The organism is Myroides sp. LJL119, assembly GCF_054871605.1.
Window position 1 is genome coordinate 1 of record NZ_JBTXLO010000011.1, and the last position, 23421, is coordinate 23421.

General features: G+C 31.9%; 21 protein-coding genes and 1 tRNA gene. 16 read left to right on the forward strand and 6 right to left on the reverse strand.

Going from position 1 to position 23421, the window contains the following annotated elements:
* Positions 1 to 704: IS3 family transposase (locus ACYSNV_RS11105; protein ID WP_461762624.1), on the forward strand; the 704-nt coding region annotated here is incomplete at its 5' end.
* Between the two features lie 124 nt (positions 705 to 828).
* On the opposite strand, the gene ACYSNV_RS11110 is transcribed toward ACYSNV_RS11105, so the two are convergent.
* Positions 829 to 1113, reverse strand: a complete 285-nt coding sequence (locus ACYSNV_RS11110; RefSeq protein WP_461762625.1) for a cupin domain-containing protein — start codon at positions 1111 to 1113, stop codon at positions 829 to 831.
* A 93-nt stretch (positions 1114 to 1206) separates the two neighbouring features.
* The gene (locus tag ACYSNV_RS11115) at positions 1207 to 1542 is read right to left on the reverse strand and encodes a hypothetical protein (RefSeq protein WP_461762626.1); all 336 of its coding nucleotides are present in this window, start codon (positions 1540 to 1542) and stop codon (positions 1207 to 1209) included.
* A gap of 205 nt (positions 1543 to 1747) precedes the next feature.
* Between ACYSNV_RS11115 and ACYSNV_RS11120 the strand changes: the two genes are divergently transcribed.
* The 12 genes from ACYSNV_RS11120 to ACYSNV_RS11175 all read left to right on the forward strand — a co-directional run bounded on the left by ACYSNV_RS11120 (position 1748) and on the right by ACYSNV_RS11175 (position 16721).
* Entirely contained in the window at positions 1748 to 2608 is an 861-nt protein-coding gene (locus ACYSNV_RS11120; protein WP_461762627.1) for a helix-turn-helix domain-containing protein, read from the forward strand.
* Between the two features lie 79 nt (positions 2609 to 2687).
* On the forward strand, positions 2688 to 4034 hold the full coding sequence (locus tag ACYSNV_RS11125; RefSeq protein ID WP_461762628.1) for an amidohydrolase: 1347 nt from the start codon (positions 2688 to 2690) through the stop codon (positions 4032 to 4034).
* A gap of 11 nt (positions 4035 to 4045) precedes the next feature.
* Positions 4046 to 4708, forward strand: a complete 663-nt coding sequence (locus ACYSNV_RS11130; protein ID WP_461762629.1) for an ankyrin repeat domain-containing protein — start codon at positions 4046 to 4048, stop codon at positions 4706 to 4708.
* A 1245-nt stretch (positions 4709 to 5953) separates the two neighbouring features.
* Positions 5954 to 6298 (forward strand): hypothetical protein, encoded by a 345-nt coding sequence (locus tag ACYSNV_RS11135; RefSeq protein WP_461762630.1) that lies wholly within the window; start codon positions 5954 to 5956, stop codon positions 6296 to 6298.
* A complete protein-coding gene (locus ACYSNV_RS11140; protein ID WP_461762631.1) occupies positions 6295 to 7101 on the forward strand; it encodes a HEAT repeat domain-containing protein in 807 nt (268 codons plus the stop codon). Before ACYSNV_RS11135 ends, ACYSNV_RS11140 begins: the two co-directional genes overlap by 4 nt.
* A 12-nt stretch (positions 7102 to 7113) precedes the next feature.
* Positions 7114 to 8550, forward strand: coding sequence for a glycosyltransferase family 2 protein (locus ACYSNV_RS11145; RefSeq protein ID WP_461762632.1), 1437 nt, complete (start codon positions 7114 to 7116; stop codon positions 8548 to 8550).
* A 43-nt stretch (positions 8551 to 8593) separates the two neighbouring features.
* Complete coding sequence (locus tag ACYSNV_RS11150; RefSeq protein ID WP_461762633.1) at positions 8594 to 11395, forward strand: tetratricopeptide repeat protein; 2802 nt, start codon at positions 8594 to 8596, stop codon at positions 11393 to 11395.
* Between the two features lie 37 nt (positions 11396 to 11432).
* Complete coding sequence (locus tag ACYSNV_RS11155) at positions 11433 to 13526, forward strand: DUF4838 domain-containing protein (protein WP_461762634.1); 2094 nt, start codon at positions 11433 to 11435, stop codon at positions 13524 to 13526.
* Positions 13526 to 14032: a DUF1573 domain-containing protein gene (locus tag ACYSNV_RS11160; RefSeq protein ID WP_461762635.1), complete on the forward strand. Its 507-nt coding sequence runs from the start codon at positions 13526 to 13528 to the stop codon at positions 14030 to 14032. Before ACYSNV_RS11155 ends, ACYSNV_RS11160 begins: the two co-directional genes overlap by 1 nt.
* Positions 14033 to 14043: 11 nt before the next feature.
* Positions 14044 to 15069 carry a UDP-glucose 4-epimerase GalE gene (galE, locus tag ACYSNV_RS11165; protein ID WP_461762636.1) on the forward strand — a complete coding sequence of 342 codons (1026 nt, stop codon included), beginning with the start codon at positions 14044 to 14046 and terminating at the stop codon, positions 15067 to 15069.
* A gap of 204 nt (positions 15070 to 15273) precedes the next feature.
* Entirely contained in the window at positions 15274 to 15903 is a 630-nt protein-coding gene (locus ACYSNV_RS11170; RefSeq protein WP_461762637.1) for a helix-turn-helix domain-containing protein, read from the forward strand.
* A 644-nt stretch (positions 15904 to 16547) separates the two neighbouring features.
* Positions 16548 to 16721 carry an IS3 family transposase gene (locus ACYSNV_RS11175; RefSeq protein WP_461762638.1) on the forward strand — a complete coding sequence of 58 codons (174 nt, stop codon included), beginning with the start codon at positions 16548 to 16550 and terminating at the stop codon, positions 16719 to 16721.
* A 359-nt stretch (positions 16722 to 17080) separates the two neighbouring features.
* Here ACYSNV_RS11175 and ACYSNV_RS11180 read toward each other — a convergent pair.
* Positions 17081 to 17165: transfer RNA gene (locus ACYSNV_RS11180), tRNA-Ser, on the reverse strand.
* Between the two features lie 545 nt (positions 17166 to 17710).
* Between ACYSNV_RS11180 and ACYSNV_RS11185 the strand changes: the two genes are divergently transcribed.
* On the forward strand, positions 17711 to 18625 hold the full coding sequence (locus ACYSNV_RS11185; RefSeq protein WP_461762639.1) for a DUF4822 domain-containing protein: 915 nt from the start codon (positions 17711 to 17713) through the stop codon (positions 18623 to 18625).
* 205 nt (positions 18626 to 18830) lie between these two features.
* Here ACYSNV_RS11185 and ACYSNV_RS11190 read toward each other — a convergent pair whose 3' ends face one another.
* Positions 18831 to 19283, reverse strand: coding sequence for a DUF420 domain-containing protein (locus ACYSNV_RS11190; protein WP_461762640.1), 453 nt, complete (start codon positions 19281 to 19283; stop codon positions 18831 to 18833).
* A 196-nt stretch (positions 19284 to 19479) separates the two neighbouring features.
* On the opposite strand from ACYSNV_RS11190, the gene ACYSNV_RS11195 reads away from it, so the two are divergent.
* Positions 19480 to 20526: a sensor histidine kinase gene (locus ACYSNV_RS11195; protein ID WP_461762641.1), complete on the forward strand. Its 1047-nt coding sequence runs from the start codon at positions 19480 to 19482 to the stop codon at positions 20524 to 20526.
* Positions 20523 to 21239, forward strand: a complete 717-nt coding sequence (locus ACYSNV_RS11200) for a LytR/AlgR family response regulator transcription factor (protein WP_461762642.1) — start codon at positions 20523 to 20525, stop codon at positions 21237 to 21239. Before ACYSNV_RS11195 ends, ACYSNV_RS11200 begins: the two co-directional genes overlap by 4 nt.
* Before the next feature lie 454 nt (positions 21240 to 21693).
* On the opposite strand, the gene ACYSNV_RS11205 is transcribed toward ACYSNV_RS11200, so the two are convergent.
* Both ACYSNV_RS11205 and ACYSNV_RS11210 read right to left on the reverse strand, forming a co-directional pair.
* Positions 21694 to 22164, reverse strand: coding sequence for a lipocalin family protein (locus tag ACYSNV_RS11205; RefSeq protein WP_461762643.1), 471 nt, complete (start codon positions 22162 to 22164; stop codon positions 21694 to 21696).
* 501 nt (positions 22165 to 22665) lie between these two features.
* Positions 22666 to 23325, reverse strand: coding sequence for a CatA-like O-acetyltransferase (locus ACYSNV_RS11210; RefSeq protein WP_461762644.1), 660 nt, complete (start codon positions 23323 to 23325; stop codon positions 22666 to 22668).
* Between the last annotated feature and the right edge of the window lie 96 nt (positions 23326 to 23421).

Here is a 23421-nt window from a genome sequence, read left to right on the forward strand (position 1 = left end):
GAGGGTTATATGGATATAGAAGAGTTACTCTGCTTCTTAGAAAAGAACTCAAGACAGCTGTAAACTTTAAAACAGTCGCAAAACTAATGAAACAATTAGGCCATAAAAGCGTAATTAGAGTTAAGAAGTACAAGTCCTTTAAAGGAGATGTAGGTAAAGCAGCAGATAATATACTAAAGCGTGATTTTAAAGCAACTAGGCCTCATCAAAAATGGGCTACAGATGTTACAGAGTTTAATGTTAAGGGCAGTAAATTATACCTATCTCCAATAATAGACTTATTTAATGGAGAGATAATTAGTTATAATTTATCTACTTCTCCAAACTATAAGCAAACTCTAGATATGCTCAGTAAAGCCTTCAAAAGAAGAAGAAAAGACAAGGCTACTAACATAGAAACTATACTTCATTCGGATCAAGGATGGCAATATAGATTACAGAGGTACCAAGATAAATTAAAGAAGAATAATACTAAACAAAGTATGTCTAGAAAAGGAAACTGCCTAGATAATGCTATAATCGAAAATTTCTTTGGAGTATTGAAATCAGAACTATTTTATCTAAAGAAATACAACTCCATACTGGAGTTGACACAGGAAATAAAACAGTACATTAAATATTATAATAACGAGCGAATACGAATTAATTTAAATGGAATGAGCCCGGTAGAATACCGAGCTCATTATATTAAAAAGATTGCATAACTTCGTCCAACTTTTTGGGGTCAGTCCAAACCCACTTTGATCGGTATCATTAAATAAAAAAACCAGTTTAAAAACTGGTTTTTTTATTTAATGATTCATTAGTTATTAGTTTGTTTTTTTCAGATTACTTAATTAAAACGGCTTGTGAGTCCTGTAATGCCGTAACCCAGTGTTTAACTAAAGGTTCAATGTTTACAAAGTCTCCTGGTTTTAAAGTCAGCTTTAGGTCCTCTTGTTGATAAACAATTAAACCCTCTACGCATAATAATAGCGCTTTTACTGGTGTTGTATGTTCTTTTAAAAGAGCATCTTTTTTAAACTCTAAACTTATCGTAGTGGTATCTTGGGACTTGAAAAGTACCACAGCTGACACCCTGGTGTGAGGGGTGTGTAAATCTTTTAAATTCATAATAAAATAGCCTTTGGTTTTGTAAAGCCCATCCATACAATATGGTACTAAAGCTTTGGATTAATCTACATCTTACTTGGCTTAGTGCCATTTTTATTTGGTCCAGTCTACATCTGGATCTATTTCTAAAAGAGGGATTTGATCAATTATAACAGCGTTTTTTGGATCACTTGATACCCCATAACCATTTACAAAAACACCTTTCGAATCGTCCTTCGTGTTTTTAATAGCATAGAGAACCGAATCATCATCCGCATCATCTAAAGGAGCAAAACGATATACTTTTTCAATAACCAGATCTTGGATTCTAACGGGTTGATTATCATCTGTAAAGCTTTGGTTTTGCTTTAATAGATTGTAATCGTTTGTATAGCCTCTTTTTTTTAGAATCTCTAAAACCTGCCATAAACTTTTCTCTGTGGTAATCATAAATTATACTTTTTGGTTAATACTTAAATTTAAGCATTTTATTTGGTATGTGAAAAAAACCATTACATGTTTATTTTTAAGATTTCTTTTAACCAGTTATTATTAGGCGGTCAATAAGTTAAGTAGTCTTTTTTACAAGACAGGGTAAGAGATAATTTATACAAGTTGGCCAAAAAACAGTATCTTTAGCTAAACCCGTTTTCCTATGAACAGTAAAAATCTGCTAAATATTAACCAATCCCTACCAATCGATGGATTTCGAGTAAGGCAAGTTGCTGGAATAAAGGAAGTTGTTTTTCACTTAATTGACCGTGAAAATATTATTGAAACCGCTCATAGTCATGATTTCTTTGTGTTGATTTTATTTGAAAAAGGCAAGGGAACTCATCAAATTGATTCGGTAGATTATCCAATAGGAGATAAAGAGTTACACGTCTTGTTTCCCGAGCAAATGCACGCTTGGCATATAAATCATGGCACGATTGCTTATCAATTAATGATTCAAAGGGATTTTTTTGAACAATTCGCTCCGTATTTTAGATTCTCTTTTACCAACTATCAAAACAACCCTGTTATAAGACTTACTTTACAGAATTATAACCTTTTGCATTATGAATTACAAGCAATAGCTACCGAGCTACAAAAGCAAAATCCATTACCTGACCTTATCCGGGCTAGAGCTGGGGTTATCGCAGCTATTACAAGTTTACAGGCGCAAGAGAATTTTACAGAATTTAAAGTATATCAATCCAATTCTAGATTAGCTAAGTATAATATGCTAATTGATAAATATTACAAAGAACACAAAGCGGTGAGTTTTTTTGCGAAACAATTGGGTGTCTCGGCAAATTATTTAAACGTACTTTGTAAAAAACAGTTAAAAGTATCTGCCGGATGTCTTATTAATCAAAGAGTTATCACCCAGGCCAAACGCATGCTTTTATACTCGGATTTGGATATAAAACAAATTGCTTATGATTTGGGGTTTAGCGATCAAGCTTACTTTACCCGTATATTTAAAAACCAAACTTCAATGAGTCCTAGTGCATTTAGAAAAAATAAATAAATAGTGCAAATTTTGATATTTTTTGTAAAAACAGTTTTAATTATTTTTCCCGTGCTTTGTATTATAAAATTATAACTGTATGGAAAACTCAAATATATCACGTAAGGCTTTTATTCGTAACGCCGCTTTAGGTTTAACTTCTTTGTCTTTGTTGCCCTCGATGGCTGCAGCAAGTGATAGCCAAAAGGTGGTGGAGAATAAAAAGTCTACAAACAATAAAAAGATGGATAGCTATAAAATAAAAAATCTTCGATTAGAAACAGGCTTTCAATGGGAAGATCAACAAGTAGTGTCTACAAAATCGGATTTATTTACCATTGAAATAGATAATGGTGTAATTACTAAAATTATGCAAAACGATCCTTTGGCTAACGCAGTGGATGCAAAAGGGTATTTGGCCCTGCCAATGTTTTGTGATATGCATATTCACCTGGATAAGACTTTTTATGGGGAACCATGGAAAGGGGCTAGACCTAAGAAAGGTGGGGTAAAACAGATGATTGCTTTAGAGCAAGAGATTTTACCAAAAATGCTTGAAAATTCTACCTATAGAGCCCAAAAGCTTATTGAGTTGTTACAAAGTAAGGGAAGTGGTTTTGCAAGATCTCACGTGAATATAGAACCTACCAGTGAATTAAAATCTTTAGAGAATCTTGAAGTTGCCTTAAAACAAAAGCAAGATGGTTTTTTAAGTGAATTAGTAGCCTTTCCTCAACATGGATTGTTTTATACAAGTTCACTGCCTTACATGAAACAGGCTGCTCAAATGGGGGTGGATTACATTGGTGGGTTGGATCCAACTAGTATCGATGGAGCTTTGGAGCCTACCATGGATGCAACCATAGATTTAGCTTTGACCTATAATAAGGGAATAGATATACATTTACACGAGACTGGAGATTCTGGAGCCAAAACTTTTGAATATTTAATAAACAAGGTTAAAGAAAATCCAGAGCTAAAGGGTAAAACTTATGTAAGTCATGGTTTTGCTTTAGCATTTATGGATCCTGGGTATTTAAATGAGATAGCAACCGAGCTTGGTGATAATCAAATCGGGGTCATATCCACAATTCCTTTTACTGGATTTAAAATGCCAATTTTGGAATTAGCTAAAAAGAATGTAAAAGTTTACGCAGGGAATGACAGTATTATAGATCACTGGGATACCACCGGAACAGGTAGTGTGTTACAAAAAGCAAATCTAGCGGCTCAGCTTTATAGAAAAACCAATGAATTTGGTTTATCTCGTAGTTTAGCATTAGCCACCAAAGGAGTTCTTCCTTTAAATGATAATGGTGATATGCAGTGGCCTAAGGTTGGTGACTCAGCTGATTTAGTTTTAATAGACGCACTTTGTTCAAGTGAAGCAGTTAGTAGAATTAGTGATGTGGAGTCTTTGATTGTTCAGGGAAACATCGTTTATTAAAAAATTAGCTTATGAAAAATATCGTTTTAATACTTAGTTTATGCTTTAGCCTAGGCGCCTGTCAGGCTAATAATGAATCTGGAGATAACCCAAAGAATTGGAATATGATAGAATTGGTGCAAAATAATGACTTAGAAAAAGTCAAGCAAGCCTTAGAACAAGGACAAGATGTAAATCAAGTAAACAAACACGCAGAATCCTTATTGCTTTTGGCTACACAAAACAAGTCAAAACAAATGGCAGAATTACTTGTTAGCTTTTCTGCCGATGTAAATCAACAGGCCAAGAATTTAGATAGTCCGTTTTTACTTGCCGGAGCCACAGGTCAAACATCTTTGGTAGAGCTGTATTTGAAAAATGGAGCAGACTTTCAAGTTTTTAATCGTTATAATGGGACTGCATTAATACCTGCTTGTGAGAAAGGACATTTGCAAACTGTTATTGTACTGGCCAATACACCAGATTTCCCTATAAATCATGTAAATCGCCTTGGATGGACTGCTGTGATGGAAGCTGTTATTTTGGGAGATGGAACCAAGGTATACCAAGATATCTTAAAAGTCTTAAAAAAAGCAGGAGCAAATATGCATATTGCTGACTCTAAGGGAATAACCCCATTACAGCACGCTAAAAGACTTGGTTTTACCCAAATTGTACAAATATTAGAATCCTAATTCAAAAAAAATAACTTTCTGGTTTTTTATAATCGATTAAAAGACCTATTTTCTTTCGATAAAACAGATTTTTTACCCCTAAGGTAATTAGTCTGTTTTTTTGTTTTTAGTAGTGGGTTAAAGTAAAATACCCTTTATAATGGTCTTTAATCCCTTGAAAAGAAAATTGGGGAGATTCAAAAAAATAAGAAATGTAGCTTTAACTTTTTAAATACCACTAGATTAAAACAAGTGTTGCTTTTACTAATAAACAATACTTTGTTTTATACCGCGCAGCCATAAAAAAGTAAAAGCTTGTAGGGAAATATTTTTAAAAAAGACTGAAAAATCAAGGGAGTACTCTATTTTACAAAGCCTAAAAGTATGGATAGATCCCCTTTTTTCTAAATGTTTTTATGTATCGGTATGTTAGATAATGTATCAAAACCTTTTTTAAAAGCAAAAAAGGATTTTAAAACTCTAAGCACTTTAATCTTTTTTTTAAAGCCATCTACAAGGTGATTTTATAGGCAAAATGGTATAATTTTTAAGGAAGTATTTTTAAAAAACACCTATTTATTGTTTGGAACATATTGTTTTTTTAAAAAGCTTTTTAAAGGAAAATTGGGTAATTAAAGGTGTGTTTTACAAGTAATAATAAAAAATAATTAGCTGGATTTAATAGATTAAGGTGGTGTTTACTAGTTAATTATTACAATAAAGTGGGCCTAGGATTCATTAAAAAAGTTAAATTAAAATGGGGTCCTAATTTTAACGTAAAAATAAAGTTCTAAAAAAGTGACTTATTGTTAAAAAAAATTCTTATATTTAATAAATATTACCTATCTTTAGATAGTTTCATAAAAATAAATAATATGCTTTAATATATTATTTAATAGTAATATTTATTTCAATTACAAGGCTATTTTATTGAAAACTATGTAATTGGTGTGTTTTTTATCACATTTTTCTTATCCAGAAGCATTTTCTTGCTTACTGTGCTTTTTTAAGATTTTAAGAGGTTTCAAAAAAAATCAAATTCTAATGCTTTTACGACATAATTTGTTGCAAAAAATTAGAAAAAGCACTTTTTTTCATTTTTTCAACTTTTTTGTTTCATTGTAGTTAGTTGATTTTCAATTGTTTATTTTAAGTTTTCCAGTTTTGAAACAGTTTAAACAAAGGTGTTTTACTTAATAGGTAAAATGTTGCATTATTCTGTATCTAAAAACTTTCAATATTTGTGGTCTACTTAATTTTATGACAATGGACACCATCACTTATTATTTCTACTATTTAAGTTCTCACTTTTACGGCTATGCGCCAATTATACGAGTGACTGTAATTCTTATCATGTTAATGGGAATCCTGTATTTTATTTCTTGGTTAAAGATTTTTAGGGTTGCATATAAGTTAAGACAACAAGATGATCGAAGAACCAAGATTGAAAAACGATTTAAGGATCCTTTAAAAAAGATACTTTTTTCAGAAGATTATTTAGATGGAAAACAAATTGAGAAGGATCTAGGGTTGGATTCCAATAAAATGAAAAATTGGGAGAAAGCATATATAACCGAACTGATTGTGAAATTAGTAAATGAGAATAAATGAAATTAAATACACAAAACTATAAACAGGTACTTAAAGCCTTGCGTTTGCCTGAGTATTGGGAGGATCGCTTGTCTAATAAAAATGAGAAATCTAATGCTGAAACCCTACGCATATTAGACACCTTTGGGGAGAATGTTTCAGGAAGTGCAGTTTCACATAAATTAAGTACCAATCAAAAGACAGTTCGAAAGCATGCCAAGAGTGTGTTTATGAATTTTAATTCCAATAATGCCTATAAGTTTTTAGAAAATGATTTTGACTCTGACTTTAATCCTTTGGACGAGGTTAGAATACACACCGCTTTATGTAAAAGACAACAAACCGAGACTCTTCCTGGTTTAATTCGTTGGGTAGCTTTGGCTAAAAACGAAAGTTATAAAGCTTTTTTAATCAAGGAAATCGGCTTTTTTAAACAAACCGATAGTATTCCTCGTTTAATTGAATCTTATATAGAAACCGATAGCGTGGTTATAAAAAAGCAAATAGTCGAAACTCTTGGAGAATTAAAAGCCAGTGAGGCGGTTGATTTGTTAACCTCGGATTACCAATTCAGTGAGATGCAAGTGCAGTTTGCTATTATTAAAGCTCTTGGAGCAATTGGAAATAGTAAATGTTTACCCTTTTTAGAACAAATTTATCATACAACAAGTAATAAGGAAATTCTCATTAGTGTATTAACACAAATATATTTAACCGATCAAGTGGGAACCACTTATTTAAGAATTAAAAGTAAAACTCAAAGTGAGTTTGAAAAATCACTAGTGGCTTATGTTGAAATGAATACCACTAAAAAGATAAGCTAAGCTTACTGAAGTATGGACATTTTATTTACAATATATCAATATCTAATTTACTTTTACGCCTGTAGTGTAACGGTCATATATCTTGGTCTTGCAATAACGGGTTATTTTAATATCCAACGGCACAAGAGTCGATATACCACCAAAGAGGAGGTTAAATTAAAACAACACCCAGAGATTGCGCCAGCAATTTCGGTGGTTGCTCCAGCTTATAATGAAGAAGTAATTATTATTGAAAATGTAAACTCTTTACTGAGTTTAGATTATCCGAATTTTGAGGTAATTATTGTCAATGACGGAAGTAAAGATAAAACTTTGGAGCTTCTAATTGAAAATTTTGAATTAACAAAGATTCCTTTTCCCTATATCGAGAAGGTTAAATGTGAACAGGTTAATGCCGTTTATAGATCCACCAACGAATTATACAAACGATTAACAATAGTAGATAAAGTAAACGGAGGTACCAAAGCCGATGCAATGAATGCCGGTATAAATGTAGCTCAATACGATTACTTTATTAATACCGATGTAGATTGCATCTTAGCCTCGGATACTTTAAGTAAAGTTATTTTGCCTGTTTTAGACTCCAATACTCCTGTAATTGCCGTTGGCGCGGTTATGCGAATGGTAAATGGTTGTCAGGTAGAAAAAGGTAAAATGGTACAGGTGAACCCTCCTAAAAGTAGTATACCATTATTTCAAGAAACAGAATATTTACGATCTTATCTTCTAGCAAAGATGGGGTGGTCTTTCTTTAATTTAATTCCTAATGTTTCTGGTGGGTTTGGTCTTTTTGATCGCCGAATTGTAATTGAGGCGGCAGGATATGATTCGGATTCACATGCCGAGGATATGGATATGACTATTCGTATGATTTCATATATGAGACGACAAGGCAAAAAATATAAAATTGTACAAATACCAGAGACCTGTTGTTGGACCGAAGGACCTCCTAACTTAAAAGTTTTGGCAAGACAGCGTACCCGCTGGGGTAGAGGGTTGTTGCAGATTTTTATCGTACATCGTAGACTTTTATTTAATCAAAAGTATGGTAGGTTGGGAATGGTGGTTCTACCATATGCTTTATTCTTTGAGTTTCTAGCTCCTTTAATTGAGGCTGTGGGTATCGTATTTTTACTGGTTTTACTTTTTACCAATCAATTAAATTCTGACACTTTTTGGTTGATGTTGTTATTTGTTTACATGATTGGAGTTACCATGTCTTTGGTGACCATATCATTGGATTTATCGGTAAAAAAACAATATAAGAGCTACTGGGACTATATAAAGTTGGTACTTTTTTCTTCTTTAGAGGCTATGATTTACCATCCTTTAATTGTTGTATTTAGTATTAAGGGCTATTTCGAGTTTTTATTCAAGCGAAATTTTGCCTGGGGTAATATGACAAGACAAGGCTTCTCAAACGAGGCCAATACCTTAGAGACTAAATAAAATTGCGCTTTAAGGAAAAACGATTAAAAAGTTAGAAACAACAATGAGAAAACTTACAATATCCATAAAAACCCTATTATTAACCCTACCGATTTTTGTTTTCACACCAGAGCTATTGGCTCAAGAAAAACAACAGGTACACATAAACGACCAAGATCCGGTTACAAATGTTAATAGGATGTTTAACAATGGACAATGGGAGCAGGGTAAAGAAATTTTAGATAAACAAGTACAGAGTTCGCCCAATGATACCGATATAAGAATGTTACTTGGGAAATACTATTTTCATCATAAACAATATGATAAAGCTCGTTATGAGTTAGTTAAAGCATTAGATATTAAGAGCGATAATATAGATGCCAAACATATTTTAGTTAACCTAGAGATGCAGACAAAACGCTACTCTAGTGCTATTTGCTATGTGAATGAATTATTAGAAGTGTCTCCATATTTGGAGTCTCTTTGGCAGAAAAAAATAGACCTTTATGCCCTTCAAGGTAATCAAGTAGAGGTTAGAAGATTACAAAAGCGATTAGCCCAGATTTATCCAGAGAACCAGAAAATCCGAGATTCCTACTTATATAGTCTCGAGACTCAAATCATAGCAGATAAGAATGCTGGGAATCTGGATAAAGTCATGGAGCAAAGCTTAGAGTTAGTAAAACAAGATCCAAATCAATTGGATTATCTTCTACAAGCGGTAAATAACTTTATAAAAATTGGCGATTATTATTCGGCAATGAGTTATGTGGATCGCGGGCTTTTACAATTCGGATTGTCAGGGAGTTTAGTGGAGAAAAAAATAGCTCTTTTACAACAGCAAAAGCGCTATGAGGAGTTACTCTCGTTTTTAAAAGAAAACAAGTTAGAAGGACAGTATAGAGTATATCTTTTAGAGGCCGCTAGAAGTGCTAGGGCAAAAGAGCCTTTAGAACTATATGTAAAGGTACTTGAGACTAGTCCTGGCAATGCAGAGGCTTACGGCTTTGTTTTTGCCGAGTTACTCTCCAGGCATGAGTATGAACAGGCCCTTATTTATTTAAATAAGTTTAAAGCCGTTAATGGTAATTCCAAAGATTTATTGATTCAAGAAATGAATCTTTATAAGAAAATGGGGAATTTCTCCAGGGCCAATACTCTGGTAAAAGAACTTTTCTTGGCATATAATCAAGATGAAGAGTTGAAACAGGATTACTTGGAAATTATTCATCAAGAGGCCAAAGAATTTATGGAGCAAGAGCGGTACGTCGAGGCTATTGCTAGTTGGTATGAGTTAAGTCATTATGGGGATATGCAGCAAGATAGATTAGCTCAGCAAGGTATCTTTAAATCCTATTATAATCTAGGGGATTACAATAGTGCTTTAAATACCCTAACTAATTTAATGTTGTTTAACCCCAATGATACCGATTTGTTGTTAAAGCGCGCGGATATTTATCTAAAACAAGGTAATTATCCACGAGCGGTATCTTCTTTTGAATTAATCTTACAAGATACAGATAGTTTTGATCATCCAAGATTTCTGGGAGGTTACCAAGATATGTTAACTCAGATTATCAAGGATTTAAACCAGCAATATGAGTATCAAGAGGCTTTAAGGTATGCGCAAATGTGGTTAAAACAAGACCCGGTAAACAAACAAGCACTTATCTATGCAATAAATTTAGCCAATCAAACAGGGCAGCTAGACTTAGCAGATTCCTACCTAAGTGTAGCTAAGGCGAATTACCCAAATGAAGTGTTTTTTAAAGTTAAGTCAATTAATTTAGATAAAAAACAGGAATTAAATTTAGCCCAAAGTTACCAAGGTTTGATTAAGGATCTGCAAGAAAATCCATACCATAAAGACCTTTTAAATACTTTAGAGCAAATAGGACAGGACTATACATTAGATTTAGTCAAACAAAATCAAAATGATTTGGCTTTGCAAACCATCGACCAGGCCTTGTCTTTTTTTCCAACTAGTAGAACCCTTAATTATACAAAGGGAGTTGTTTTAGAAAAGCGCAAAGAGTATGATAAGGCTTATTACTATTTATCTTTTTATCAACCAGGAATCTTAGAGGCAAAAGATTTTAAGAGTCGCTTGGAAGAATTGGAGTATAAAAGTAAGCGAAATGAAATTGGAATTCAGTATTTAACCAGTCGTTATAACCAGGAGGTGGCTAAAACCACAGTGACAGAGGTTCAATACGTACGTTTTCAAGATAAAAATACCTATAGTGCTAAACTAGGTTACACGGCTCGTGAAACAGGTAAAGGACTTCAGGGTTTTGCACAATGGGATCGAATTTGGACAAAGCGTATCTCAACCAGTGCACATGTAGGGATAGGGGATGAGTTTTTTCCTCGTTTTATAATAGGAGGATCTGTTTATAGAGAATTTGACTTTTGGAATTCAACCCAGATAGAACTTGGGGTAGGATACCGCAAGTTTAATCAAACCCAGAATGTTCAAGCCTTGGATAAAGGAATGTTTAATATAGTAGGAGGAATTACAAAATATGCGGATAAATTTTCTTTGAATTTAAGATTTAATAACTATTTCTTGCAAAGTGATTATTCCTATAACTTGGCATTAAACGCCAATTATTATTTATCATCCTCTAAGCATTTCTTAACAGGGTTAGCCTCAATTGGAACCTCTCCAGATGCGGAGTATATTGACTACAGTATATATGATAGTTTTTCTGTTTTAAATACGAATTTGGGACTTGGTTATGGGTTCTTGATTTACAAGAACGTCTCTGGAAAAGCACTGGGGACTTGGTATAATTATAAAGTCGATGACCAGAATTTTAGAAATTTATTTAATTTTTATTTTAGCTTGAATGTTGCCTTTTAGATGTATTAAAATAATAATTCTTTTTTGGTGTGTTTCCATGATAGGTTGCCAGGCCAATAATACTCCGGGTTTAAAGGCGGATTATTACCTGGTTGATTTTAGTGAGAATCACAACAGCCAGGAGTTTGCTAATTACTTTTATTCTCATCTTACCAAGCGAATCAGTACATCGGGAGTTGTGTATTTTAAAGATCAACAACCCAAAGGGAATTTAAGTAATGTGTTGCGAATTTTTTGGCAGATCGATCCAAATTTACAAACCGATTATTGCGTTGAAAAGAAAAAGGACCAACTTTTTATTAATGTAAAAAATAAATCTATTGCCACTTGGATTACCTATTGCCTTATTGAGGCAATATCCCAAGAGGATAAAAGAATAGATGCATTTGATTTACCTGTTAATCAGGTTAATTTTTTCAAGGAGTGCTTGAAAATGGATTTCTCTTATCGTGAACCCTATTATTTATCTAATTTAATTGAAGATCAATCAGGGGTATTGGCAAACAACAACGTGGAGCTTGATTGGGCCATATGGGGACATAATTTAATAAAAGTATTATCAAGTTATAAACCCTTATCACAGGATAGTTTTGCCTTAGATTCTCAAGAAAGAAATCCCCAACAATTGTGTTTCTCATCCCAAGCACTTTTTCAGGATTTAACCCAGTATATTATCGATAATCATGGTGATGGTGAAAATAAACAAGGGGTTAATTTTATGATTACGCCTTTGGATAATGATATTGTTTGTCAGTGTCAGGTGTGCCTGGAGTTAGGAAATACAAAAAAAAGCGCGACAAGTGCGGTGGTTGACTTGTTAAGTAAATTAAGTAATCGTTTCGAAAATCATGCTTTTTATCTGGTTGCTTATCGCACAACTAAGGATATTGCACAACAGAATCTTCCAAAAAACACGGGTGTGTTTATCAGTACTATAGATTTAGAGAAAGGCATTGATTTAACACAGAACCTTGCAAAGAAAGCTACCAAAGATTTTGTAGACCAGATTCACAACTGGAATAAACGAACTAAAAATATTTACCTATGGGATTATAGTTGCAATTATGATGATTACATGAGTCCACTACCAGCATTAAGTAGTATACAAAAGCAACTGGAGTTCTTTAAGCAAATCGGAGTTACAGGTGTTTTTTTTAACGGCTCAGGATATGATTATTCTTTTTTACAGGACTTACATACCTATGTGATTAGCAACTTATTGAAAGATACTCAAAAAGATATCTATAAGCTAATAGAAGATTACTTGGGTAAATTCTACCCTGCATCTAAGGATGTTTTATTAAGCTATTATGTGGAACTAGAAAAAAACTTTGAGATTAAAAACACACCTTATGATATCTATGGATCTATGACAAGTAATTTAAACACGTATTTAGATACACAAAAGCTACTAAGGTTATACCAAGATTTAAAACAAGTTTACCCTCAAGCTAGTCTAGAGGAACAATCAAAACTTAATAAAGTTATTTCTGCTTTAAGTTTTTCTGCACTACAGATTGCTTATTTACAAAAGACAGATACAAATGGTTTTTTAAAACCTAATGCCTCTGGTTTTGTTATAAATCCACAAGTTTATACTTATTTAAAGGATTTGGAAAAAGCAAAGTCTTTTGACATACATAACTATAAAGAGCACAAGGGAGACTTAGGTGAATACTTAGAATTTTGGCAGGAGCTTTTAACGTGGGTTGAAAAGCCAAATTTACTTTTGGGTAGAAAATGGCTAGAAAATGATAGTGAATTTAATCTATTAAACAATGGTGTTATAGGTTATCAAAATGATTACCATATAGGTTGGGTTATAAATCACCAACCAAATATAGAACTAGGTGTGTTTACCGGGGATTTGCAAGGTATAAAAGATGTAGAATTTCGATTCTTAGTGGATCAAAAACACCATTTTGTGACTCCATCTATTATTGAGATCTGGGGGGATTATCAAATAATAGCGCAAATTTCCCTGGAAAACACCAAATCGGATTCTCAAATTATAACCGTAAGGGAATCCATTGATTTAACAAATATAGAACAATTGCGTTTTAAGATAGTTAATAAACTAGCAGCAAGAACAGCGGTTGTTATGGATGAAATACAATTAACGGATCAATAATGAAGGTATTAAAAAAAATTATACTACTAGTTGGGATTTTTGCCAGTTTATTGGTAGGATGTTCAAAATCAGAATTAAAACAAACCCAGCTTGAAGTAATAGATAACAATAGGCATTACTATCCCATTGAGCAAGGTAGGGAACTAGAACTGGTCTTTACCATTAAGAACCTGGGAGATACGGCCTTTAGACTCAAAGACCTTATTGTCTCTTGTGGGTGTATTATTCCTAGTAAGTCTAATATACAAACCATACCAGCTGGTCGAGAGGGTAAATTAACCCTTAGTTATGATAGTACTAAAAATATAGGATATGTCAAACATATTGTAAGTATTTATGGGAATTTAAAAGATCAAGAATTTGTGGATGTAGTTTTTGATCTAAATGTAGTTCCAGATGCTCATTATACAAAAGACTACGAACAATATTATCAGCAGAGGCTTGAGTCCTCTATGAAACACGCTGTGGATGGACCAGCGCATAGAAGTTATTATTTGGATCAATAAAACATTATAATATGAAAAAAATATTGGTAACAGGTGGACTTGGATTTATTGGTTCACATACGGTTGTTGAGCTTTTAAACAGCGACTTTAAGGTGGTGATAATAGATGATTTATCAAATTCTAGAATTCAAGTATTGGAAAATATCCAAAAGATAACTGGAAAAACAGTAGATTTTTATCCTTATGATCTAAAGGATCAGGAATTAACTTTGCGAGTTTTTCAAAGTCATCATTTTGATGGTGTAATACACTTTGCGGCTTATAAGTCTGTATCAGAGAGCGAAGCTTCTCCGATTGATTATTATGAGAACAATATTGGAAGTCTTGTTAGTGTTTTAAAAGCAATGCAAAAAACACAAGTTACAAATCTTATCTTTAGTTCCTCTTGTACGGTATACGGTCAAGCAGATATAATGCCTATAAATGAGCAAACTGCTTTAAAAAGATCCGAATCGTGTTATGGAAGAACCAAGCAAATGGGAGAGGATATAATAGCAGACTTTGTAAAAGCATATCATAAAAAAGCGACATTATTGCGTTATTTTAATCCAATTGGAGCTCATCCTTCTGGGTTAATCGGAGAGCTGCCAAATGGTATACCAAATAATTTGATTCCTTATGTGATGCAAACAGCTGCTGGGATTAGGGAGTATTTGAATATTTGGGGAGATGATTACCCAACCCAGGATGGAACAGCAATAAGAGACTATATTTATGTGGGAGATTTAGCCAAGGCACATCTTGCAGCTCTACAAAACTTACTTGATTCAAAACAGAACCAGGATTTAAAAATCTTTAATCTAGGAACAGGTAAAGGAACCTCTGTGTTAGAAATTGTAAAGTGTTTTGAAAAAGTAAATCAAATTCAAGTTCCATTTAGTATAGCCCCTAGAAGACAGGGAGACATCACAATTGCGTACGCTAATGTAGATAAAGCCGAGAGAGAACTTAATTGGAAGGCACAAACAAGCGTTGAGGAGTCTTTAAGAACAGCTTGGAAATGGCAATTAAACACCAGTAAGTTAGAGCTGGTTTAATAAATTAAAAAAGCAGAAAATTCTAAGGCGTTACCTATTTGTTTTTCAATAGCAATAGTTTTGAAAAATAATGCCTTAGGGTTTTGTTATGCCTTATAAATGTAATTATATTGGTCATAAAAAAAAATAAACGCCTATATAAGTAGAAATTGTACAGAATAAAAATAATGATTTGATGTAGATTGGAAAAAAGGATAATTAACTATGAGTGGTAAGTGTTTGATTTTTAGTTTAATAAAAGGTGTTAGGACCGGTGACGAGCAGATCTATTTAGCCTTAATTGCGGGAGCTTGTATTATCTTTATTTGTGTTTTTTTGGTATTCCTGTTTTATAAATCTGTGTTTATTTCAAATAGACCTTTGATAAATCAAGAAAACACCTATAAATCCAAAATGGATTCTTCTAAATTTTTAGCCCAAGATATTATTGATTTTGCCCAAAGTGATAAATTCTATATATCTGAGCAAAAGGAGGCTGAAATAAAAAGTAAACTAGAAGAATTTGAAAAGTCTTTAGACTTTTTACAGACCGATTTTTCATTAGCAGAACTTGCAAATAAGATAGGAGAGAATCGGCGGTATTTATCTCATGTAATTAATAAACATCAAGGTATGAGTTTTACTTCGTATATAAATGATTTACGCATAAATTATATTTTAGATTGTTTAAACACCCAGCCAAAATTTCGTGAGTACAAAATTAGTTATCTAGCAAAATGCTCTGGTTTTGCTTCTCATAGTCGTTTTACGATCAATTTTAAAAAAGTATCGGGTGAGTCTCCCTCGGAATATATTAGAAAACTAAAAGGTGATGCATCAAATAGTGCGAGCTAAATTGATCTACTTTTCTTAAGAATTATGTTTATTTATGCCAAGAGACTGTTTAACTATTTGTTTTAATACTTGTTCAAAATTACCATTGTTCCAATTATACCTGAAATACAATATGTATATTGCTTAAACAATAAATTAAGAGTTACTGTATAAGTTAAATGTTTTTGGTACCTCTATTGATTTTATGAAGCAGAGAATTGGAGTTCTTAACTTAGTTCGGAGAGTGAGTTAAACATAAAATATGTCTTTGAATTAGGAGTAGTACAAGTAAATGTTACGCTGCAAAAGTTTAAGCGTTACACAGTGGAGTTAGCTAAAAAAAGAAAAACAAATCAGAATTAGTCCTAAGAATTAGGTATTAGCTAAATGCTAGTATATAAATAGTGCTTTTAAGCAACAAAAGCCCCTTAAACGAGTTTCCCTATAAATGATAATGTCAAATTATCTCCTGGGCAAGAAAGAATTAGGGTATATGAAAACAACTTAGCAGATGGTAAGTTAAATCATGAAATATTTAAAAAAGCTCTACGCATTTTTTCCTATACCCACAAGTGATTTACACTTTTATCTTAAATCATGAAAGCGAATTCCCTACTCTTAAAAATACGCTAAGTATTACAGGAAGGTAGAAGTAGTTATAAGCCTTGAAGCGGTCTTCAAAGAGTAAGCAAAAGCAAGAAAAAGAAGAACTTAAGAAGACAATATCAGAGGTTTACTTTGAGTCTAAACAGCGTTATGGGAGTCCTAGAATAGCTGCAGAATTAAAAGCTAGAGGGGTTAAAGTATCGGATCCAACTGTGACTAAGTATATGAAGTAGTTAGGATTAAAGAGCAATTGGGCGAATAAATTTCGTATTAATATAGATTATAAATACAGTTATTTAGTAGCCAATAATCTCTTGGATCGACAATTTATACAAAATGCTCTAGCTAAAGCATGGGTGTCTGGTATTACCTAGATTGCCATTAAAGGTGGCTTTGTCTATCTAACTACGATCATAGATTTATAGGATAGTAAGGTAATAGGATGGAGTATTAAGGATATGAGCGAAGATAAAACTACTCTTACACAGGTTTTGAGATTAATCTCTAAAAAAGAAAAAACCTATAACTCATTGTAAGTTATAGGTTTTGTGCTTTTTTGATGACTTTTAAAAAGTTATCTTTTATAAATCAGCGGAGAAAGAGGGATTCGAACCCCCGGACCTGTGACAGTCAACGGTTTTCAAGACCGCCGCATTCGACCACTCTGCCATTTCTCCAGTGCATATATCTTTTTGGATATTGCTGTGGCAAAAGTAGTGTATTTTATCGTATTTACAAGGGGTTCAGGGAAAAAATATAAGAAAAAAATCTATCTTTTTTATAAGTCTTTTATTATGTGAGGATTAAAAATTAAAAAAAAACTATAATCTGTTACTTTTAATAATTCTAATGGCGTAGAGGTAGTTATTTAGTTGGATTTGTATTTGTTTTTAACGGCAGGTATTAGCGTAATGATTAGCTTTTTTGGATTATTAGGGTTTGCTAAAAACTACCCTTTTGCTTTAAGGTTTTTCATTCTAAGAGAATTTGATATTTAACAAAATTTATATCCTATTTCATTTTAATATAAGTTGCGTTTTAATTACTTTTTTTAATTGGAATTAATTTCTCTATCCATATAGAATATCCAAAATTTTATGGAATACAATATTTTGTTTTATTAATTTTTAATCATTATTATTGGTTATTTATTAGTGTTAGTGTAATTTATAGGTGATTATAGTTTATTTTTGATATATATACTAATTAAAAATTAAATAAAATGAAAAAGACGTTTTTAAAGCTATTTTTTGTATTAGGCGTTGTACTGACAAGTATGTTAATTACTTCTTGTACAAATGATCCGAATTTCAACGCTCCGGGTATGGATAAAACAGCATCGGAAATATTATCTAGCCATGTATGGATTACCACAAAAATTGTAGACAACAATGGTAATGATATTAGCCTTGATTCCCTTCCTGGGGCTATGTATGCAGGTTATGCTTATTATAAGGCAGACGGAACCTTTAGAATTATTGACTTTAACGATAACTCTAAGATCTTTGGATTATGGGAGATAAAGGATAATCCTATAAAAAGATATTTAGCAGTATATGATTCCAACAATGAGATTATATACAAAGATAGTGTGGATTTGTTGGAGTTAACCAATAATAAATTCACCTTTGAAATAGCCGATACTATAGATCCTTTAATTAAATACAATGTGGAGCACCAGCCTGTAACGGATCATCCTGAGCCTAAAACTGCGTCTGAAGTTCTAGCCGCAGTAGAATGGGAAACCACCAAAGTGTTAGATATAACCAATGGCATTGATTCGGCTAAAGAATTAGATAAGTCTGTGCCACCGGCTCTTAATCTTTCTGGTGATGCTTATTACCTTGATAATAATCCAGGAAAGTACTTTCCTAAAAATGATGAAGGAAAATACGCAAACGGAACCTTTTTAATAACCGAGCATGGCGATAATACCAAGGTTAAATATCAAGGAGATTGGTATGTTTCTTTAGATGGTAAACAAAGGACCTTATTGGGTAGAAATCAAGATGGGGCAATTGATTTTGAAAGTATAGTTTCTATCGTTGAATTGACTCAAGATGTGTTTACTTACGATATAAAAGTAGATGAGCTTTTATTAAGGGTGGAGCACAAACCAATAGAGAAAAAGGATTAATGAATAGTGTAATAAAAAAAAATCTACTTAGTTGTAAGTAGATTTTTTATTTGTAAATGTGATTTTAAGAAACAAAAAAATGCTTTAGTTAATCATTTAATTTGTTAATGGGTAGTAATTTAGTTTGTTTATTGCTATTTATTTTGGTGATTTATTTTTTTAGATAAGCCCTTAGGGGGTCTAGAGTTAGTAATTATAAAATTAACTATACTAAATTTAAGCTCATCGAATATACCATAACAGCGGTAATGGCTGTGTATAGAAGACCAAAGAAAATAAGTATTCCTATTTGCTTATGTGTTTTAGAAAATTTTCCTGGTAAAGTTTTTTTAAACTTTCTATTAGATACTATTATCAAATAGGTCCATAGTATGTAACTACCTACTGCCACAAGGATATGTGATATAAGTATTAAACTAAAAAAAGTCGTTCCGAAATACTTACCTGTAGAGGCTAGGCTACCAGAACCACCAGAGAAGCGTATTAAAATCTCTAAAGATAATACCCCTATAACACAGACAATAAAGATAATATTTTGTAATTTTCGATGTTTTGAATAATCTTTTTTCTTGGCTATTTGTTGCGCGTAATAAAGAGCAAATGGAGAGATTACTGTCAGTATTAAAACAGTGGTCATAATAAATAGGGAAAGGTTCATACGGATGTTTATTTTAAATTGTTATCTAAGGAAAAACTTAAGAAATAAATGTTATTTTTTTGATCAGGCAAATATGTATTAATTTTCGCCTGTTAGATTATCTATTCGATGAGTTTGGGCTAATACTCGATAAGTACTTGTATTAAAAAGATCAAAAAGGGTTTAGTTTGTAGTGTTTTTAAAGTGTAATAAAGAATTGAAAGTTTCTCAGAAAAATATTTGGTTAGAAATTATAGGGTGGTTGATTCTAGCCATCATACTTTTAGGGGTAATACCACTGTTGTATCCTGTTGACTTACCACTGTTTTACCACCTATATCATTTTATTCTTTTCTTTGTTTTACTTGCAGCCTATTACTTAAATACCTTAGTTATCATACCCAAAGTAGTAACAAATAAAATAAATATAACTTACTTGCTATCTTTAATAGGACTTTTTGTAGTAATTGTTATTATAATGAATACTATTGAAAATGTGTTAGAGGTTAGAAAGCTAGTTTATAATAGCATTTATCCTAATAGCCAGTATATAGCTAAGGATCATAAATCCTATATAAATTATTACCTGTTGCTTTTAACTGGTATTATCTTTGGAGTTGGTTATTTAAATCATCTTTATAAAAGATGGGATTTAGAAAAACAAAAAAATCAAAAGTTGCAAGACTCTAAAATCAAAGCAGAATTAGATAGTTTAAAGGCTCAGATACATCCTCATTTTTTCTTCAATTCCCTTAATACCATTTATGCTTTAACCTATATTGATGTTGCTCAATCCCAACAAGCTCTTGTTAGTTTATCAAAAATGATGCGTTATGTACTGAATAAAGAAAACACCCAGTATGTCACTCTTCAGGAGGAAACTTTGTTTATATCCAATTACTTAGAACTCATCAAGCATAGACTTTCCTTTAATGTGTCAACTAATTTTAGTTTAACAAGTGAAAACGGGAAGGTGAAAATTATTCCCATGGTTTTGTTGACCTTTGTAGAGAATTGCTTTAAACATGGTATAAGCAATGACAAGGAATGTTGTGTAAAGATAGCTACTTACTTTCAACAGGATTATTTTGTTTTACACACTCAAAATAACTGGTTTGCTGCCTTGCAAGACAACAAGTCAACAGGTATTGGAATTAACAATACTAAAAAGCGATTAGATATAGCTTACAAGGATGCTTATGAATTGAAAAACTGGACTGAAAACGATCAATATCACTGTGTTTTAAAAATTAAACTACTATGAAAATAAGTTGCATTGCAATTGATGATGAGCCCCTAGCATTACAAATGATTGAAAGAAAAGTCGCTCAAGTAGATTTTTTAGAGTTAAAAGGGACTTTTAATTCTGCAGCTAAGGCTCTAAAGTATTTATCAGAATCATTTGTAGATTGTATTTTTTTGGATATACATATGCCCGATTTCAATGGTGTTGAATTAGCTAAGTTAATTGAACAGTTTGCGGAAAAACCCAAAATCGTTTTTGTAACAGCTTATGCCTCTTTCTTGCAAGAGGAGTTACAAGACCCTAGCGTATTTTATTTATTAAAGCCCTACGGTTTACAGGACTTTAAAATTATCGCCAATAAACTAGCTGATATACATTTAACAAAGATAACCAAGGAGCAAGATTTACAGGATTCCTTTTTATTTGTCAAGATAAACTCTAAACAAATCAAGGTTTATTTTAGTGAAATTTTATTCTTACAAAGTATGGGAGATTATGTGAAGATTTTCACACAAAGGCAAGATGCTCCATTAGTGACTTTAATTACGCTAAAAAAAATAAAGTCTTATTTACCCAAACACACTTTTTTACAAATAAATCGATCTGAAATTATTCATCTACATAAAATAGATTCCTATGAAAAAACTAGTGTCTATATAGGCGATAAAAACTTGCGAATTACCAATACTTATAAAGAGGCTTATATGAAAATAAAAAGCTCTTTAATTTGATTTTAGTATTATGTAAATAGCTTATTTAAGTTGTAACAATAGGTTTATGTATTAGTTATTAGATATAGACTATTAGCCAGAGATTTATTAATACAAAGGTTTATTAAGACAAGAGTTTACTAAGACAAGAGTTTACTAAGCTAGAAATTTATTAAGACACAGGCTATCAGGTAGAAGACTTAAAAACATATTAGCTATTTTTTTAAGATGTAGTTGAGCCTGTTTTTAAGCAGAAAAAAAGGCGGATAAAAAAAGATTACACAAAAGACAGTTTATTACACAGGCTAAGATGTGTTTATATATGTTTTGCTTTTTTAGTATTTCATCTGTTTTTTACCTTAGGCGGATTTTTTAATTGCTTTTTTTAGAAACTAATTTTGCACCAACCAAGTAAAAAAAGGGTTATTTATTTTGTAAGTAGATAATTACTGTTGGATTTATAGTGGGAAAATTCTTATTTAACTCTCTTGCACCAAATTTTGACATATTTGATAAAGTTAGCATCATCATTTTTCTCATTGGGTAATTGGGTTAAAAAGACCAGCTCATCTTTAGATAAATCCGTTATAAGCATTTTTTCCTTTATACCTAGTTCATCTAAGGTTATTATGTTATTGTTTTCAAGGGTATAAGTTAAATCAATTATTTGCTCAAGGCAATTGCCGTTTTGGTCTTTACCTGTGTAATTAATGATTTGTATTTTATCTGAGGTGTAGATCCATGTAATAAAACCACATCCATATTGGTCTTTAGGATCTGTTTGTGTTAGGAATTTTAATTCTCTATCATAAATTTTAGCCGAGGAGAGTTCCCAGGTTCCTATTAAATTTTCTATTTTGTAATTTTTAATCTCTTCTTTTTCTTTACAACCATTTATCATGATGATTAATAAAGTGAATAGTAAAACAGATAATACCTTTTTCATAAATGTAATTTGAGGTAAATATAAAACTTTAACCAGATTCTAAGCCTTGTGGTTACTTATTATCTTTGAATTAATTATAAATACGTAAAAGGAATTTTCTCACCCAGATTCTTAAGATTTAAAACAAGATAGGATAGGGGGGATGGGGTTGGGTGAAAAGGAGTGCTGTTTTTTTGGTAGTAGCGCCTATGGTATTTACTTTAACTAGAAAACTTTTTTAATTGCATATTGTGTAAAAAAACAAAAGGTTGTATAGCAAGAAACCTTTAATTATCAGCTCTAACAAGGTATAAGTTCTACAATAATTAGATAGGGTCAGAACTGGCATTTGGCCATTTGAAGGCAAATAGATTTATTTTAGGAAAGATTTACTGCTTAGATATTGCTTAATTAAGTTACTTGTACAAGTAACTATTGGTTTATAGTGGACAAATATTAAAAACACAAAAACCTATTTTAGTTTATTATAAATCCGTAATTCTCTGGTATAAAAGTCGGCTTTTATTTCTTAATCCACTGATCGACATTTTGGGCTAAATCCTGTACTTCGTTTATCAGTTTACAGGTGTGATAACCATCAGCTACGGCATGATTTACAAACACGCAAAGGGGAAGGAAAACCCGGTCTTTTTTCTTGTAATATTTTCCAAATCTTATAATGGGATATAAAAAGGAATTTTCATGGTAAGTATCTTGACTAAAACTCTCAAAACTTAACCATGGAATTGCAGATATGGGACAGAAATTGTCAGGGCGATTTTCTTTGGCCTTGATTTTTCTAACATTTTTGTATTTTTCAATATCCTTGATTATCTCTTGATAAAATTCATTAAAACTAGGCTTGTATTCACTCCATATATCAGAAAAGGTTTTATCGTCTTGATGAAATATAGTATAGGAAGGATTTACGTAATTCCATGTCCCTAAAACTCCATCTTGATTAAAACTCATTCTAAACTCTTGGTTTTGATTTATAATTTTCATTATAACAAATAAAAAAGAAGGGTAAAACTTCAGGTTATTATTTTTTATCTGTGTATAGAGATCCGTTATATCTATATGGTGGGTTATATTGTATTTTGTTTTGATATTCTTAAAAAAATAATCAAAATAAGGTTTTCTTTTCCACTGATCTGTAACGGGAGTAAAGACTGGTTTCATTTAAAATAAGTCAATTAAGATTTATACAACTGGTATTTTGTTATTTTGATTTTAAAAGTGAAATAGTTCATTTTAAAAAGAGTGTTCACTTTTATA

Excerpts from the sequence above, each read along its gene's own strand:
- ACYSNV_RS11185 (WP_461762639.1), top strand. The coding sequence starts at position 17,711 with ATGAAAAAGACGTTTTTAAAGCTATTTTTTGTATTAGGCGTTGTACTG.
- ACYSNV_RS11120 (WP_461762627.1), top strand. The coding sequence starts at position 1,748 with ATGAACAGTAAAAATCTGCTAAATATTAACCAATCCCTACCAATCGAT.
- ACYSNV_RS11130 (WP_461762629.1), top strand. The coding sequence starts at position 4,046 with ATGAAAAATATCGTTTTAATACTTAGTTTATGCTTTAGCCTAGGCGCC.
- ACYSNV_RS11155 (WP_461762634.1), top strand. The coding sequence starts at position 11,433 with ATGATAGGTTGCCAGGCCAATAATACTCCGGGTTTAAAGGCGGATTAT.
- ACYSNV_RS11110 (WP_461762625.1), bottom strand. The coding sequence starts at position 1,113 with ATGAATTTAAAAGATTTACACACCCCTCACACCAGGGTGTCAGCTGTG.
- ACYSNV_RS11170 (WP_461762637.1), top strand. The coding sequence starts at position 15,274 with ATGAGTGGTAAGTGTTTGATTTTTAGTTTAATAAAAGGTGTTAGGACC.
- ACYSNV_RS11190 (WP_461762640.1), bottom strand. The coding sequence starts at position 19,283 with ATGAACCTTTCCCTATTTATTATGACCACTGTTTTAATACTGACAGTA.
- ACYSNV_RS11200 (WP_461762642.1), top strand. The coding sequence starts at position 20,523 with ATGAAAATAAGTTGCATTGCAATTGATGATGAGCCCCTAGCATTACAA.
- galE (WP_461762636.1), top strand. The coding sequence starts at position 14,044 with ATGAAAAAAATATTGGTAACAGGTGGACTTGGATTTATTGGTTCACAT.
- ACYSNV_RS11210 (WP_461762644.1), bottom strand. The coding sequence starts at position 23,325 with ATGAAACCAGTCTTTACTCCCGTTACAGATCAGTGGAAAAGAAAACCT.
- ACYSNV_RS11135 (WP_461762630.1), top strand. The coding sequence starts at position 5,954 with ATGGACACCATCACTTATTATTTCTACTATTTAAGTTCTCACTTTTAC.
- ACYSNV_RS11125 (WP_461762628.1), top strand. The coding sequence starts at position 2,688 with ATGGAAAACTCAAATATATCACGTAAGGCTTTTATTCGTAACGCCGCT.
- ACYSNV_RS11160 (WP_461762635.1), top strand. The coding sequence starts at position 13,526 with ATGAAGGTATTAAAAAAAATTATACTACTAGTTGGGATTTTTGCCAGT.
- ACYSNV_RS11150 (WP_461762633.1), top strand. The coding sequence starts at position 8,594 with ATGAGAAAACTTACAATATCCATAAAAACCCTATTATTAACCCTACCG.
- ACYSNV_RS11140 (WP_461762631.1), top strand. The coding sequence starts at position 6,295 with ATGAAATTAAATACACAAAACTATAAACAGGTACTTAAAGCCTTGCGT.
- ACYSNV_RS11115 (WP_461762626.1), bottom strand. The coding sequence starts at position 1,542 with ATGATTACCACAGAGAAAAGTTTATGGCAGGTTTTAGAGATTCTAAAA.
- ACYSNV_RS11145 (WP_461762632.1), top strand. The coding sequence starts at position 7,114 with ATGGACATTTTATTTACAATATATCAATATCTAATTTACTTTTACGCC.
- ACYSNV_RS11205 (WP_461762643.1), bottom strand. The coding sequence starts at position 22,164 with ATGAAAAAGGTATTATCTGTTTTACTATTCACTTTATTAATCATCATG.